The following is a 16,218-nucleotide window of genomic DNA, read 5'->3' as shown; positions in this document are numbered from 1 at the left end:
TCCTTAATCGCTTAGCGCTTCTGACGGCGTTGAACGATCATCGATGTTGTACGCTTGTTACGACGTGTACGATAACCTTTAGTTGGTGTGCCCCATGGGGATACAGGTACACGGCCTTCGCCAGTCTTACCTTCACCACCACCGTGCGGGTGATCTACTGGGTTCATTGCCACACCGCGAACGGTTGGGCGAATACCACGCCAGCGATTTGCGCCAGCTTTACCAATAACGCGCAAGCTATGCTCTTCATTACCGACTTCACCGATAGTGGCACGGCATTCGATCAAAATGCGACGTACTTCACCAGAGCGCAAGCGCACCTGAGCGTATACACCTTCACGAGCCAATAACACTGCAGAGCCACCAGCGGAACGTGCGATTTGAGCACCTTTACCTGGCAACATTTCTACGCAGTGAATTGTGCTACCAACTGGAATGTTGCGAATTGGCAAGTTGTTACCAGACTTGATTGGGGCTTCTGAGCCACTCATCAATGCCTGACCAACAGTCATGCCTTTTGCAGCAAGAATGTATCGACGCTCACCATCAGCAAACACGATCAATGCAATATTTGCACTGCGGTTTGGATCGTATTCCAAGCGCTCTACTTTTGCTGGAATGCCATCTTTGTCGTTGCGTTTGAAATCAACAACACGATAGTGATGCTTATGACCACCACCTTTATGACGGGTAGTGATGTGACCATTATTGTTACGACCTGCTTTTTGGAACTGTGGCTCTACCAACGCTGCAAAAGGTTTACCTTTATGCAGGTCAGGATTTACCACCTTGACCATTGAGCGACGACCTGGTGAGGTCGGTTTTGTCTTCATCAAAGGCATGATTAATTCGCCTCCGCTTCAAAGTTAATTTCTTGACCTGGTTTCAAGCTAACGTAGGCCTTCTTAGTGTGGTCACGACGACCTTCAAAACGGCCATAGCGCTTTGGCTTACCCTTTTGATTTACGATTTGAACAGAGTCAACTTGCACTTTGAAGAGCAATTCAACTGCCTGTTTCACATCGCTCTTATTAGCGTCGCGTGTAACTTGGAATACCACTTGTTCGTTTTTCTCTGCAACCATAGTGGCTTTTTCAGAGATAACCGGTCCAAGCAGAACCTTCATCAAGCTGTGATCGTTTTTACGGACTTGGCTCATTTCAGCAACTCCTCAATTTTTGCGATCGCTGCTTTGCTTACCAATACTTTTTTGTATTGAACTAAAGCTAATGGATCAGCGTGCTGTGGCTCACATACAGCAACCTTATGCAAGTTGCGTGATGCCAAGTACAAATTCTCGCTAACCTGATCAACGATGATCAAGACTGAATCCAATCCCATTGCTTTAACTTTGTCAGCTAAAACTTTAGTCTTTGGAGCATCAAGAGTAAATTGGTCAACAACATTCAAGCGACCTTCACGAGCTAACTGAGACAGAATAGATCTCATTCCAGCGCGGTACATTTTCTTGTTTACTTTTTGGCTGAAATTTTCTTCAGGTGAATTCGGGAATATACGACCACCTCCGCGCCACAGCGGAGAAGAGCTCATACCAGCACGTGCACGACCAGTACCTTTTTGACGCCAAGGCTTCTTAGTTGTGTGCTTAACTTGCTCACGGTCTTTTTGTGCACGGTTACCGCTACGTGCATTTGCTTGGTAAGCCACAACTACTTGGTGCACCAATGCTTCGTTATATTCACGTTCGAATACTTCTGGTGAGGCTTGAATGCCTGCGCCCAAAGTTCCGTTATCTTGGAGAAGCTTAAGTTCCATATTCGCTCTCCTTATTTCTTCTTCAACGGTGTCTTCACCGCTGGAGTAACAATAACTTTACCGCCTGGGGCACCTGGAATAGCGCCTTTAACCATGATGAGATTGCGTTCTGCATCAATGCGTGCGATGACTAAATTTTGTACAGTACGCGTTTCATCACCAAGGTGGCCTGTCATGCGCTTACCTGGGAAAACACGACCTGGATCTTGCGCCATACCGATAGAACCTGGCACGTTATGTGAACGTGAGTTACCGTGTGATGCACGACCAGATTTAAAGTGGTGACGTTTAATGGTACCGGCATAGCCTTTACCAATCGTTACGCCTTGCACATCAACTTTTTGGCCAGCAGCAAATGCAGTGTCAGCAGGAATTACTTGGCCTGTTGTCATTTCTGCGATTTTTGCAGCATCTAATTGGAATTCGTTGAGACCATTACCAGCCATCACACCCGCTTTGGCGAAGTGACCAGCCATTGCTTTGGTAACGCGAGTTGCTCTACGTGTGCCATGTGCTAACTGGATAGCATCATAGCCATCAGTTGCCTGGGTCTTGATTTGAGCGATTCTGTTGTCGCTCACGTCAATTACGGTGACAGGAATTGCTTCCCCTTCGTCCGTAAATAGACGGGTCATGCCGATCTTGCGACCGATTAAGCCTAAGCTCATATTCATGCTCCACGCCGACTTCGATTGGTCGGCAAAATTAATTTAAGTGATTTACAAGTAAAAGTACTTCTAAATCAATAAGTTACGACGTTTTTAATGCTGATAACACCTGATTATTCGCCCAAATAATTGAGCGAAGCTTTAGATTCTATCCCGAAAGGCCAGTCTTGGCAAGCGCTAAGACTGGAAATACCAAATTACTGCAACTTAATTTCGACGTCCACACCTGCTGGAAGATCTAATTTCATTAAGGCATCCACTGTTTTCTCTGTAGGATCAACGATATCCATCAAACGGAGGTGGGTACGAATCTCTAACTGGTCACGTGAAGTCTTGTTTACGTGTGGTGAACGCAAGATATCAAAACGCTCGATACGGGTTGGCAAAGGTACTGGACCCTTAACAACAGCACCAGTGCGCTTAGCTGTATCAACGATTTCAGCTGCAGACTGGTCGATCAAACGGTAATCAAATGCTTTAAGACGAATACGAATTTTTTGGTTTTGCATATTAATTCCAAAGAGCGTTGTGGTGCTGCCACGTTATAAATCTAAAGAGCACGGTGACATCTGCAGCACAGACGTCACCGGTTAGCAAACCGCTAAATATTGATTACTAATTAATACCTAAAACTATTAAGCCAAAATCTTTGCAACCACGCCGGCGCCAACAGTACGGCCACCTTCACGGATCGCAAAACGTAAACCTTCTTCCATCGCGATTGGAGCGATGAGTTTGACGGTAATTGTGACGTTATCACCAGGCATAACCATTTCTTTGTCTTTTGGCAACTCGATTGAACCAGTTACGTCCGTAGTACGGAAGTAAAACTGTGGACGATAGTTGTTAAAGAATGGTGTATGACGACCACCTTCGTCTTTACCCAAGATATAAACCTCGGCTGTAAAGTGAGTATGTGGGGTGATTGAACCTGGCTTAGCCAATACTTGGCCGCGCTCAACTTCTTCACGTTTTGTGCCGCGTAACAAGATACCCACGTTATCGCCTGCTTGACCTTGGTCGAGCAATTTGCGGAACATTTCAACACCAGTACAAGTAGTCTTGATGGTTGGCTTGATACCGATTACTTCGATCTCTTCACCTACTTTAACAATACCGCGCTCGATACGGCCTGTAACAACAGTACCGCGACCAGAGATTGAGAACACATCTTCTACTGGCATCAAGAACGCACCATCAATAGCACGCTCTGGAGTTGGGATATAAGTATCTAAGGCATCAGCCAATTTCATGATGGCTTCTTTACCCAATGGGCCTTCGTCGCCTTCAAGGGCTAACTTAGCAGAACCATGAATGATTGGAGTGTCATCGCCTGGGAAGTCGTACTTCGATAAAAGCTCACGAACTTCCATTTCTACGAGTTCTAACAACTCAGCATCGTCAACCATGTCGCATTTGTTCAAAAATACGATGATGTATGGAACACCTACTTGGCGTGCCAAGAGGATGTGCTCACGAGTTTGTGGCATTGGGCCGTCAGCTGCAGAGCAAACCAAAATAGCGCCGTCCATTTGGGCAGCACCAGTAATCATGTTCTTGACGTAGTCAGCATGTCCTGGGCAATCCACGTGTGCGTAGTGACGATTTGCTGTCTCATACTCAACGTGTGCTGTATTAATCGTAATACCGCGTGCTTTTTCTTCTGGAGCAGCATCGATCTGATCGTATGCTTTAGCTTCGCCGCCAAATTGCTTAGAGAGCACAGTAGCAATAGCTGCTGTCAATGTGGTTTTACCGTGGTCAACGTGACCAATGGTGCCAACGTTTACGTGCGGTTTTGTCCGCTCAAACTTTTCTTTTGCCATTTTTTTGTCTGCCTTTTTAGCTAGTCAATATTCAAAATAATGTGGATAAATTACTTCGCTTTAGCAGCCATAACTGCTTCAGCAACGTTCTTAGGTGCTTCGGAATAATGCTTAAATTCCATGGTGTAGGTAGCGCGACCTTGGGTCAACGAGCGCAAGCCAGTTGAGTAACCAAACATCTCTGCCAATGGCACTTCCGCGCGAACGATCTTGCCGCCCCCTGGAATGTCATCCATACCTTGCAAAATACCGCGACGGGATGAAAGGTCACCCATTACGTTACCCATGAAATCTTCTGGTGTTTCAACTTCAACAGCCATCATTGGTTCTAGCAACACCGGGGATGCTTTACGCATACCGTCCTTGAATGCCATCGAGCCCGCCATCTTAAATGCGTTTTCGTTGGAGTCAACGTCATGGTATGAACCGAAGAACAATGTTGCCTTGATATCTACCACTGGATAGCCAGCCAAAATACCGGAGTTCAATGTCTCGCGAATTCCTTTTTCTACTGCAGGGATATATTCACGTGGAACTACACCGCCCTTAATAGCGTCAACGAATTCAAAACCTTTACCTGGGGCTTGTGGCTCTAATTTCAATACTACGTGGCCATACTGACCGCGACCACCAGACTGCTTAACAAACTTGCCTTCAATTTCTTCGCAAACTTTACGAATCGTTTCGCGATAGGCAACTTGTGGCTTACCAACAGTTGCTTCAACGCCAAACTCACGACGCATACGGTCAACCAAAATTTCCAAGTGGAGCTCGCCCATTCCAGAAATAATTGTTTGGCCTGACTCTTCATCCGTTTTAACGCGGAATGATGGATCTTCTTGTGCCAAGCGGTTCAAAGCAAGACCCATTTTCTCTTGGTCTGGTTTTGTCTTTGGCTCAACAGCCTGTGAAATCACTGGCTCCGGGAATACCATGCGCTCTAAGATAACAATGCTATCTGGATCACACAATGTTTCGCCAGTAGTTGCGTCTTTTAGCCCAACCGCAGCAGCGATATCGCCTGCAAAAACTTCTTTAATTTCTTCACGTTGGTTTGCATGCATCTGCAATAAACGTCCAACACGTTCTTTCTTACCCTTGATTGGGTTGTAGATTGTGTCGCCTGATTTCATCACGCCAGAGTAAACACGGAAGAAAATAAGCTGGCCAACGAATGGGTCAGTCATGATCTTAAATGCCAATGCAGAGAATTTCTCAGCATCATCGGCTTTACGTGTTGTCGGTGTGCCGTCTTCCAGCTCACAAGGAACTGGTGGAACATCCAATGGAGATGGCAGCAACTCAACTACAGCGTCCAACATTGCCTGAACGCCCTTGTTTTTGAAAGCAGTTCCGCACATCATTGGAATGATTTCATTAGCAATCGTACGTTGACGCAATGCTGCTTTGATTTCTTCTTCGGTTAGCGCTTCGCCACCGAGATACTTTTCCATCAACTCTTCTGAACTTTCAGCAGCAGCTTCAACCATCTTCTCGCGCCACTCATCAGCAGATGCCTGTAATTCAGCAGGAATCTCTTCGTAGCTAAATTTAGTACCTTGTGAAGCCTCATCCCAATAGATGGCTTTCATCTTTACCAAATCCACAACGCCTTTGAAGTTTTCTTCAGCGCCAATTGGAATTTGGATCAAAATAGGATTTGCTTTAAGACGCAATTTCATCTGGTCGTAGACCTTGAAGAAATTCGCACCAGTACGGTCCATCTTGTTTACGAATGCTAAACGTGGAACTTTATACTTGTTAGCTTGACGCCAAACAGTTTCAGACTGTGGCTGTACACCACCTACTGCACAGTAAACCATGCAAGCGCCATCCAAAACGCGCATTGAGCGCTCAACTTCAATAGTGAAGTCTACGTGTCCTGGGGTATCAATGATGTTGATGCGGTGCTCTGGAAAATTACCAGCCATGCCCTTCCAGAACGTTGTAGTAGCAGCAGAAGTAATCGTGATACCACGCTCTTGCTCTTGCTCCATCCAGTCCATGGTTGCAGCGCCATCATGTACTTCACCGATTTTGTGATTAACACCGGTGTAGAACAAAACGCGTTCTGTTGTTGTTGTCTTACCTGCGTCAATGTGCGCAGAAATACCAATATTGCGGTATTTGTCGATAGGGGTTTTACGTGCCACTGTTGGTACCTTTTATTTGCTATGCGATTAGAAGCGGAAATGTGAGAAAGCTTTGTTGGCTTCTGCCATACGGTGAACTTCTTCACGCTTCTTCATTGCTCCGCCGCGACCTTCTGCAGCTTCCAATAATTCGTTGGCCAAACGTTGAGCCATGGATTTTTCACCGCGCTTTTTAGCGGCTTCGCGCACCCAGCGCATTGCCAAAGCAGAACGGCGTGATGGGCGAACTTCAACAGGAACCTGGTAGTTAGCGCCACCAACACGACGGCTCTTCACCTCAACCATTGGCTTAACGTTGCCCATAGCTGTTGAGAAAACTTCGAGTGGTTCTTTGTTTGCTTTTTTCTCGATGTGATCAAAGGCACCGTAAACGATACGCTCTGCAACCGATTTCTTGCCATCCAACATGAGGACGTTCATGAATTTTGCTACTTCTACATTGCCGAATTTTGGATCAGGCAAGATTTCCCGTTTGGGAACTTCACGACGACGTGGCATAACTACTCCTTCAGTTCAGTTAGGGGTGGCCCACATGGATCACCCGCTCCGGCCGTCCTACTATCTAGCGATTGAATTACATCAATTTCTAGACGGAACGGCCACTTACTTGTCTTTTAAGTCTGACAAACGAAGACTTACTGCAAATACTTTAAGTTGCTATTAAGCAGCTTTCTTAGCGCGCTTAGCACCATACTTGGAACGTGATTGCTTACGGTCTTTAACACCCTGCAAGTCAAGTGAGCCACGAACGATGTGGTAACGAACGCCTGGCAAATCCTTTACACGACCGCCACGGATCAACACTACTGAGTGCTCCTGGAGGTTATGGCCTTCACCACCAATGTATGAAATCACTTCAAAACCATTGGTTAAGCGAACCTTAGCTACTTTACGTAGCGCAGAGTTAGGCTTTTTAGGAGTGGTTGTGTACACACGTGTACATACACCACGGCGCTGCGGGCTGTTTTGCAGCGCAGGGCTCTTGCTTTTAACGATCAGCCGTGTTCTTGGCTTACGTAATAATTGATTAATTGTTGGCATAAAATAGCTCGGTTAGTACTTCTTTGTTGCTTTCTTCAAGAAAATCAATGACTTAGATAATTTCTAGGTCAAAACGACCCTCTTCTGAATCAGTAGAACTCAGCATTCTAGCCTGACCAGCCTTTTCCGTCAACCTCGAAGGAAAAAACTGGCCATTTCTGGCCAGAAATACCAAATTAGCTTGGATCAGCCTCCGCAGTAGGAGCAATCACTTCAGCCTCTATTTCTATAGGCATATCAGCCATTGCCTCCTCTTCGGCGGCAATCATTTGAGCGCGGTCACGCTCGAATTGCTCTCTGACCTTGCGTGCACGGCGGTAAGCCAAGCCAGTACCAGCAGGGATCAGACGACCAATAATGACGTTTTCCTTGAGGCCACGGAGTGTATCGGTCTTGCCCATAATCGCGGCTTCGGTCAATACACGGGTGGTTTCTTGGAAAGAAGCCGCTGAAATGAAGCTGTCAGTCGACAAGGATGCCTTAGTAATACCTAGCAACACATTCTCGAACTGAGCTGGGCGCTTACCTTGAGCAATCACAGCATCGTTTGCGTCATACAACTTAGAGCGCTCAACTTGCTCACCAGTGATGTAGGCAGTATCGCCACCATCAGTAATTTGCACGCGACGCAACATTTGACGCACGATCACTTCAATGTGCTTGTCATTAATCTTTACGCCTTGCAAACGGTAAACGTCTTGAACTTCATCAACGATGTAGATCGCTAACTCTTCAATACCTCTGAGTGTCAAGATATCATGCGGATCGGCTGGGCCTTCCACAATCATCTCGCCCTTGTTCACGACTTGGCCGTCATGAACGAGAACTTGCTTCTCTTTAGGAATCAAGAATTCATTGGCTTCACCGTCCATATCGGTAATCACTAAACGTTGCTTACCTTTGGTTTCTTTACCGAAGGAAACAGTTCCAGTGACCTTAGCCAATACAGCAGCATCTTTTGGTGAGCGCGCTTCAAACAATTCAGCAACGCGTGGCAAACCACCGGTAATATCGCGAGTCTTCTGTGATTCGATTGGAATACGCGCCAATACTTCACCAACTTCAACTTTTTGACCGTCTTTAACAGTGATCAAAGCGCCAACTTGCAAGCCGATGTTTACTGGATGATCTGTACCCGCAATCATCACTTCGCCGCCCTTGTCATCAACTAAGTTGATCATTGGACGAACGCCTTTGCTAGCAGCACTACGACGCTTACCGTCAATCACCACCAAAGTGGAGAGGCCGGTTACCTCGTCTACCTGCTTAGCTACAGTAACGCCTTCTTCAACGTTGTCGAAGCGAGCAATACCAGCGTACTCAGAAATAATAGGACGTGTTAATGGATCCCATGTTGCCAAGCTTGCACCGGCCTTCACTGCTGCACCTTCTTTTAACAAGAGAGTTGCACCATAAGGCACTTTATGACGCTCACGTTCACGACCATTGTCATCAACGATCAAAGCTTCGCCTGAACGTGAAATCACGATCTGCTCGCCCTTGGCATTCTTGACAATACGCATCGTGGCAGAGAACTTCAAAGCACCATTCGACTTAGCTTCAATATTGCTTGCTACCAATGCGCGTGACGCTGCACCGCCGATGTGGAAGGTACGCATAGTCAACTGGGTGCCTGGCTCACCGATGGACTGAGCAGCGATCACACCAACTGCCTCACCAACGTTAACCAAACCACCGCGACCTAAATCACGTCCATAGCACTTCGCGCACAAACCAAAGCGAGTTAAGCAAGAAAGCACTGTGCGAACTTTAACTTCATCAATGCCCAAGGCAACGATTTGATCTACATGATCTTCGTCAAGCAATGTGTCATTAGGAACGATCACTTCTTGTGTATCTGGGTGAACAACATCACCAATACATACACGACCCAAAATACGATCGCGCAATGCTTCGATAATTTCGCCGCCCTCAACAAGTGCCTTCATGGTTACGCCAGAAGTTGCACCGCAATCATCTTCGATCACAACGAGATCTTGCGTTACGTCGCACAAACGACGTGTCAAGTAACCCGAGTTTGCTGTCTTCAAGGCCGTATCAGCCAAACCTTTACGAGCACCGTGAGTTGAGATGAAGTACTGCAACACGTTCAAGCCTTCACGGAAGTTCGCAGTAATTGGGGTTTCAATAATGGAGCCATCAGGCTTAGCCATCAAACCACGCATACCAGCCAACTGACGAATCTGCGCTGCAGATCCACGCGCACCAGAATCGGCCATCATGTAAATGGAGTTGAAGGATTCTTGGCGAACAGTTTTACCGTTACGGTCGAGTACGTCAACGTGTGACAACTCATCCATCATTGCTTTACCAACCTGGTCACCAGCAGCACCCCAAATATCAACCACGTTGTTGTAACGCTCTTGATTGGTTACGAGGCCTGACATGAACTGCTTGTCATACTCTTTAACCTTGTTGGTTGCTTCAGTGATGATGCGCTCTTTAGAGGTAGGAATCAGCATATCGTCGATCGCAACCGAGATACCGGCATTAGTCGCCAAGCGGAAACCGGACTGCAAGAGGCGGTCAGCAAAAATCACTGTTTCACGAAGACCACACTTACGGAATGAAGTGTTGATCAAACGTGAGATTTCTTTTTTCTTCAGAGGCTTATTGATTTCCTCAAAAGTCATGCCCTTAGGCAAGATTTCCGACAAGATTGCGCGGCCAACTGAAGTTTGATAGATCTTGGTCTTTTCAGCAAAACGGGCATCGCCCTCTGCCTTCTTATCCACAATCTCAAACTCAGTAATACGTACAGCCACGCGGGAAGCCAATTCAACTTGACCAGCCTCGTATGCACGAATTACTTCAGTGATATTAGCGAAGACCATGCCTTCGCCTTTACCGTTGATCTTGTCACGAGTAGCGTAGTACAGACCCAACACCACGTCCTGTGAAGGAACGATCGATGGCTCGCCGTTAGCTGGGAACAATACGTTGTTCGAAGCCAACATCAATGTACGTGCTTCCATTTGCGCTTCGAGCGACAAAGGAACGTGAACCGCCATTTGGTCACCGTCAAAGTCGGCGTTAAATGCCGCGCAGACTAATGGGTGCAATTGGATCGCCTTACCTTCAATCAGCATTGGCTCGAAAGCCTGAATACCAAGACGATGCAATGTAGGCGCACGGTTCAACATGATTGGATGTTCACGAATCACTTCTTCGAGAATGTCCCAAACGATTGGAGTCTGACTTTCAACTTCTTTCTTCGCAGCCTTAATAGTAGTTGCGATCCCCAAAGTTTCGAGCTTGTTAAAAATGAATGGCCTGAACAATTCCAAGGCCATCAATTTTGGCAAGCCGCACTGGTGCAATTTCAAAGTAGGGCCAACCACGATGACTGAACGACCAGAGTAGTCAACACGTTTACCCAACAAGTTTTGACGGAAACGACCGCTCTTACCTTTAATCATCTCAGCCAAGGACTTCAACGGACGCTTATTAGCGCCAGTCATAGCCTTACCACGACGACCGTTATCGAGCAATGAGTCAACCGCTTCTTGCAACATGCGTTTTTCGTTACGAACGATGATCTCTGGAGCGCGCAACTCTAACAAACGCTTGAGACGGTTGTTACGGTTAATCACGCGACGATAGAGATCGTTCAAATCGGAGGTAGCAAAGCGACCGCCATCCAATGGCACCAGTGGGCGCAATTCTGGTGGCAATACTGGCAATACTTCCATGATCATCCAGTCAGGCTTGATGCCTGAAGTCTGGAACGCCTCAAGCACTTTTAAGCGCTTAGCGTATTTCTTGATCTTGGCATCGCTACCAGTAGCTTTTAAATCAGCACGAATCGTCTCGACTTCACGATCGATATCAATCGAACGCAAGAGATCACGAATACCTTCAGCGCCCATGATGGCAGTAAATGCACCGTCACCATACTCTTCAGTCTTGGCAATGTACTCGTCCTCAGACATGATCTGACCACGCTTCATCGCGCCTTCAGGTGTCATGCCTGCATCAACCACTACATATGCTTCAAAATAAAGAACGCGCTCAATATCCCGCAAGGTCATATCAAGAACCATACCCAAACGGGATGGTAATGACTTCAAGAACCAGATGTGCGCTACAGGGGCCGCCAACTCAATGTGACCCATGCGCTCACGACGTACTTTAGCGAGCGTAACTTCAACGCCGCACTTCTCACAGATAACGCCACGGAACTTTAAGCGCTTGTACTTACCGCATAAGCACTCGTAGTCTTTAGTTGGTCCAAAAATCTTGGCGCAGAACAAACCATCACGCTCGGGCTTAAAAGTCCGGTAGTTGATAGTTTCTGGTTTGCGTACTTCACCAAAAGACCATGAGCGAATTTTCTCAGGGGATGCAAGACCAATTTTGATGACATCAAACTGTTCTTCGCCCTGCGTTTGCTTAAATAAATCGAGCAATGCTTTCATATCAGTTGCGCTCCATGTCAATGTCAATACCCAACGAACGGATTTCTTTTACCAGTACGTTGAAGGATTCGGGCATGCCAGCATCAATCGTGTGCTCGCCCTTGACGATGTTTTCGTAAACCTTGGTACGGCCTGCGACGTCATCGGACTTCACTGTCAGCATTTCCTGCAAGACATATGAAGCACCGTATGCTTCGAGGGCCCAAACTTCCATCTCACCAAAGCGCTGACCACCAAACTGAGCTTTACCGCCCAGTGGCTGTTGCGTTACTAACGAGTAAGGTCCGGTTGAACGTGCGTGCATCTTGTCGTCGACCAAGTGGTGGAGTTTCAAGACGTGCATGACGCCAACGGTTACTGGACGCTCAAACTGATCGCCAGTACGGCCGTCGCACAAAATCATTTGCTGACGTGAAGGCGTCATCTTCAAAGAAGTAGCTACTTCTTCTGGATATGCCAACTCGAGCATGCGACCGATTTCTGCTTCAGTAGCACCGTCAAACACTGGCGTAGCAAATGGCAAGCCTTGGCGTAAATTCTCAGCCAATACTGTGATCTGCTCATCAGTGAAGTTATCGATATCTTCGATGCGGCCGGTTTCGTTGTAAAGCTGCTTCATAAACTTACGGAGTTCAGCTTGTTTAGCCTGTTGGCGAACCATCTCATCAATACGCTTACCAATACCTTGAGCCGCCCAACCTAAGTGGGTTTCCAAGATCTGACCTACGTTCATACGGGAAGGAACACCCAATGGGTTCAAGACGATGTCAACAGGGCGTCCGTCAGCCATAAATGGCATATCTTCCGCAGGGGCGATTTTAGAAACCACACCTTTGTTACCGTGACGACCGGCCATCTTGTCACCAGGCTGTAAGCGACGCTTAACGGCCAAGTACACCTTAACCATCTTCGTGACGCCAGGCTGTAAATCATCACCCTGGGTAAGCTTAGTGCGCTTCTCTTCGAAGGCCTCATCAAACTGCTTACGCTTCGCCTCGATAGAAGATTTGATTGCTTCAACTTGTGAGGCAACTTCATCATCCGCTGGACGAACATCAAACCAATGGTATTTGTCTAAGTCAGCAAGATATTCCTTGTCGATCTTGGTGCCTTTAGCTAATTTCTTAGGGCCGCCATTGGCAACTTTGCCAATCAACAGCTTTTCTAAACGCATGAAGGCATCGCCCTCAACAATACGCAACTGGTCGTTTAAGTCCAAACGATAGCGTTGTAATTCTTCTTGAATAATTGCTTGTGCACGGGCATCGCGCTCAATACCTTCACGAGTGAAGACTTGAACATCAATAACAGTACCAATCATCCCCGATGGAACGCGCAAAGAAGTATCTTTAACGTCAGATGCTTTTTCACCGAAGATCGCACGCAGTAACTTCTCTTCTGGAGTGAGAGTAGTCTCACCCTTTGGAGTTACCTTACCAACCAATACGTCGCCAGCTTCAACTTCAGCGCCGATGTAAACAATACCGCTCTCGTCTAAACGGGAGAGTTGTGACTCAGCCAAGTTGGAGATATCGCGTGTAATTTCTTCTGAACCAAGCTTAGTGTCACGCGCAACAACCGACAACTCTTCAATATGAATAGAGGTGTAACGATCGTCAGCAACAACTTTCTCAGAGATCAAGATTGAATCTTCGAAGTTGTAACCGTTCCATGGCATAAATGCCACAGTCATGTTTTGACCCAAAGCCAATTCACCCAAATCGGTAGAAGCACCGTCAGCAACGACGTCGCCACGGACTACGCGATCACCAGCCTGAACGATTGGACGTTGATTAATATTGGTATTTTGGTTTGAACGGGTGTACTTGATGAGGTTATAAATATCCACGCCCACTTCACCAGCCGCTGTCTCATCATCGTTTACACGAATCACGACACGGTTTGCATCGACATAATCAACGATACCGCCACGAGAAGCCAAGATAACAGTACCTGAGTCAACCGCAACAATACGCTCTAAACCTGTACCGACCAATGGCTTATCTGGACGCAAGCAAGGAACCGCTTGACGTTGCATATTCGCACCCATCAACGCACGGTTCGCATCATCATGCTCCAAGAATGGAACCAATGAAGCTGCAGCAGAAACGATTTGGCTTGGAGCAACGTCGATGAAATCTACGCGCTCTGGGCTAACCATCATGGTTTCACCAGCTTGACGCGCTGAAACCAATTCATCGGCTAACTTACCAGTTTTATCGATTGTCGCGTTAGCCTGAGCAATGATGTATTTCGCCTCTTCGATAGCGGAGAGATACATTACTTCATCACTTACCTTGCTATTAGCAACTTTACGGTATGGCGTTTCCAAGAAGCCATGCTCATTCAAACGCGCAAACAATGCGAGTGAGTTGATCAGACCAATGTTTGGTCCTTCTGGAGTTTCAATTGGGCAAACACGTCCGTAGTGGGTTGGATGCACGTCGCGCACTTCAAAGCCTGCGCGCTCGCGTGTCAAACCACCAGGTCCCAATGCAGAAATACGACGCTTGTGCGTGATCTCTGAGAGTGGGTTTGTTTGGTCCATAAACTGGGATAACTGTGAAGAACCGAAGAACTCACGAATCGCAGAAGAGATTGGCTTGCTGTTAATCAAGTCATGCGGCATGAGGTTTTCTGTTTCGGCTTGGCCGAGACGTTCTTTAACCGCACGCTCAACACGTGACAAACCAGCGCGGAATTGATTCTCCGCCAACTCACCAACGCAACGTACGCGACGATTGCCTAAGTGATCGATGTCATCTACTTCGCCTTTGCCGTTACGCAAGTCAACAAGGGACTTAATGGTGTCGAGGATGTCTTCATCCGACAAAACCATTTTGCCTTCCATCTCTGCACGACCGAGACGGCTGTTTACTTTCATACGACCAACGCGAGATAAATCGTAGCTATCTTCGTTGTAGAACAAGCGCTGGAACAAGGCTTCGACAGCATCTTCTGTTGGAGGCTCACCAGGACGCATCATGCGATAGATTGCAATACGAGCAGCCATCTGATCAGCAGTTTCATCAGTACGTAATGTCTGAGAAATGTATGCACCAGAATCTAAATCATTGGTGTAAATGGTTTCCAATTGCTTGATGCCTGCATCGCGCAATGTAGCCAACAACTCTTCAGTGATTTCATCATTAGCGTAAGCCAAGATTTCACCAGAGTCTGGATCAATGATGTTGCGAGCAACAACGCGGCCAACCAAGTAGTCATCTGGAACAACGATGTTCTTAGTTTTAGCGGCTTCGAGCTCGCGAATATGTTTTGCATTGATGCGTTTGTCTTTTTGAATGACTACTACGCCATTCTTGTCGAGCACATCAAAGTTGGCCATCTGACCACGCAAACGCTCTGGGACAAATTCCATTGATGCGCCGTTTGCGCTTAATGAGAAATGATCAAAGTTAAAGAAGTTTGCAAGAATCTGCTCGTTGTTTAAACCAATTGCTTTAAGCAAAATGGTGACAGGCATCTTGCGACGACGGTCAACACGGAAATACAGAATATCTTTTGGATCAAACTCGAAATCGAGCCATGAACCACGGTAAGGAATGATGCGTGCTGAGAACAGCAACTTACCCGAGCTATGTGTCTTGCCCTTATCGTGTTCGAAGAACACGCCTGGGGAACGATGTAACTGAGACACGATGACGCGCTCAGTCCCGTTAATAACAAAAGAACCGTTATCTGTCATGAGTGGAATTTCACCCATGTAGACTTCACTCTCTTTTACTTCTTTAACCTTAGTAGGCGCTTCGCGATCATAAATAATCAAGCGAACTTTTGCGCGTAAGGCTGAATGGTATGTGTAACCACGTTGTTGACATTCTTTTACGTCAAACGGTGGTTGTGACAACTGGTACGACACATATTCCATGCGTGCATAGCCGTTGTTCGACACAATAGGGAATGCTGATGTAAAGGCAGCTTGAAGTCCCTCTGTAAGGCGAGACATTGCTGGCTTTTCAGCCTGTAAAAATTTAGCGTAGGATTCCAGCTGCGTTGCGATCAGGTATGGAACCTGATGATTATTTACTCGCTTAGCAAAGCTTTTACGGACTCGCTTGCGTTCGGTGAAGCTGTAGTTCATTTCATCTCCGAATTCAGCGACTGTACAAAGATTTGGCGATTGGCCACTACCAATCACTGGCGGACAACACTCAATCGTATAGATTCAGTGTCCGACCAAACTTGCATTCTGCAGTCGTATCAGAAGGCAAACCCGATTTCAATCAGAAATGAAATCGGGTTTGACCACTAATGGTCAAACCCAACAGGGCTAGCACTCCTTTTTGAGGAGCGC

General features: G+C 46.8%; 11 protein-coding genes. All 11 read right to left on the bottom strand.

Annotated elements, in window-relative coordinates:
• Positions 1 to 11 precede the first annotated feature (11 nt).
• Positions 12 to 842 carry a 50S ribosomal protein L2 gene (rplB, locus tag ICN12_RS02840; RefSeq protein ID WP_216270553.1) on the bottom strand — a complete coding sequence of 277 codons (831 nt, stop codon included), beginning with the start codon at positions 840 to 842 and terminating at the stop codon, positions 12 to 14.
• Positions 843 to 844: 2 nt separating this feature from the next.
• Positions 845 to 1,159, bottom strand: coding sequence for a 50S ribosomal protein L23 (gene rplW, locus ICN12_RS02835; protein ID WP_076024545.1), 315 nt, complete (start codon positions 1,157 to 1,159; stop codon positions 845 to 847).
• Complete coding sequence (gene rplD, locus ICN12_RS02830) at positions 1,156 to 1,776, bottom strand: 50S ribosomal protein L4 (RefSeq protein WP_046329377.1); 621 nt, start codon at positions 1,774 to 1,776, stop codon at positions 1,156 to 1,158. Before rplD ends, rplW begins: the two co-directional genes overlap by 4 nt.
• 11 nt (positions 1,777 to 1,787) lie before the next feature.
• The gene (gene rplC / locus ICN12_RS02825; RefSeq protein ID WP_088526775.1) at positions 1,788 to 2,444 is read right to left on the bottom strand and encodes a 50S ribosomal protein L3; all 657 of its coding nucleotides are present in this window, start codon (positions 2,442 to 2,444) and stop codon (positions 1,788 to 1,790) included.
• 197 nt (positions 2,445 to 2,641) lie between these two features.
• Entirely contained in the window at positions 2,642 to 2,953 is a 312-nt protein-coding gene (rpsJ, locus tag ICN12_RS02820; protein WP_011901899.1) for a 30S ribosomal protein S10, read from the bottom strand.
• A 126-nt stretch (positions 2,954 to 3,079) separates the two neighbouring features.
• Complete coding sequence (gene tuf, locus ICN12_RS02815; RefSeq protein WP_216270546.1) at positions 3,080 to 4,270, bottom strand: elongation factor Tu; 1,191 nt, start codon at positions 4,268 to 4,270, stop codon at positions 3,080 to 3,082.
• 50 nt (positions 4,271 to 4,320) lie between these two features.
• Complete coding sequence (gene fusA / locus ICN12_RS02810; RefSeq protein WP_216270552.1) at positions 4,321 to 6,423, bottom strand: elongation factor G; 2,103 nt, start codon at positions 6,421 to 6,423, stop codon at positions 4,321 to 4,323.
• A gap of 27 nt (positions 6,424 to 6,450) precedes the next feature.
• On the bottom strand, positions 6,451 to 6,921 hold the full coding sequence (gene rpsG, locus ICN12_RS02805; protein ID WP_015420229.1) for a 30S ribosomal protein S7: 471 nt from the start codon (positions 6,919 to 6,921) through the stop codon (positions 6,451 to 6,453).
• Positions 6,922 to 7,083: 162 nt separating this feature from the next.
• Positions 7,084 to 7,464, bottom strand: a complete 381-nt coding sequence (rpsL, locus tag ICN12_RS02800) for a 30S ribosomal protein S12 (RefSeq protein ID WP_216270551.1) — start codon at positions 7,462 to 7,464, stop codon at positions 7,084 to 7,086.
• Between the two features lie 176 nt (positions 7,465 to 7,640).
• Positions 7,641 to 11,903 (bottom strand): DNA-directed RNA polymerase subunit beta', encoded by a 4,263-nt coding sequence (gene rpoC / locus ICN12_RS02795; protein ID WP_216270550.1) that lies wholly within the window; start codon positions 11,901 to 11,903, stop codon positions 7,641 to 7,643.
• Between the two features lies 1 nt (position 11,904).
• Positions 11,905 to 16,005: a DNA-directed RNA polymerase subunit beta gene (gene rpoB, locus ICN12_RS02790; protein ID WP_216270549.1), complete on the bottom strand. Its 4,101-nt coding sequence runs from the start codon at positions 16,003 to 16,005 to the stop codon at positions 11,905 to 11,907.
• Between the last annotated feature and the right edge of the window lie 213 nt (positions 16,006 to 16,218).

Source organism: Polynucleobacter sp. AM-25C3, assembly GCF_018882335.1.
GTDB lineage: Bacteria > Pseudomonadota > Gammaproteobacteria > Burkholderiales > Burkholderiaceae > Polynucleobacter.
The sequence above is the reverse complement of the archived record's forward strand: the minus strand, read 5'-3'. Positions and strand labels throughout refer to the sequence as shown.

Excerpts from the sequence above, each read along its gene's own strand:
- rplB (WP_216270553.1), bottom strand. The coding sequence starts at position 842 with ATGCCTTTGATGAAGACAAAACCGACCTCACCAGGTCGTCGCTCAATG.
- rplW (WP_076024545.1), bottom strand. The coding sequence starts at position 1,159 with ATGAGCCAAGTCCGTAAAAACGATCACAGCTTGATGAAGGTTCTGCTT.
- rplD (WP_046329377.1), bottom strand. The coding sequence starts at position 1,776 with ATGGAACTTAAGCTTCTCCAAGATAACGGAACTTTGGGCGCAGGCATT.
- rplC (WP_088526775.1), bottom strand. The coding sequence starts at position 2,444 with ATGAGCTTAGGCTTAATCGGTCGCAAGATCGGCATGACCCGTCTATTT.
- rpsJ (WP_011901899.1), bottom strand. The coding sequence starts at position 2,953 with ATGCAAAACCAAAAAATTCGTATTCGTCTTAAAGCATTTGATTACCGT.
- tuf (WP_216270546.1), bottom strand. The coding sequence starts at position 4,270 with ATGGCAAAAGAAAAGTTTGAGCGGACAAAACCGCACGTAAACGTTGGC.
- rpsG (WP_015420229.1), bottom strand. The coding sequence starts at position 6,921 with ATGCCACGTCGTCGTGAAGTTCCCAAACGGGAAATCTTGCCTGATCCA.
- rpsL (WP_216270551.1), bottom strand. The coding sequence starts at position 7,464 with ATGCCAACAATTAATCAATTATTACGTAAGCCAAGAACACGGCTGATC.
- rpoC (WP_216270550.1), bottom strand. The coding sequence starts at position 11,903 with ATGAAAGCATTGCTCGATTTATTTAAGCAAACGCAGGGCGAAGAACAG.
- rpoB (WP_216270549.1), bottom strand. The coding sequence starts at position 16,005 with ATGAACTACAGCTTCACCGAACGCAAGCGAGTCCGTAAAAGCTTTGCT.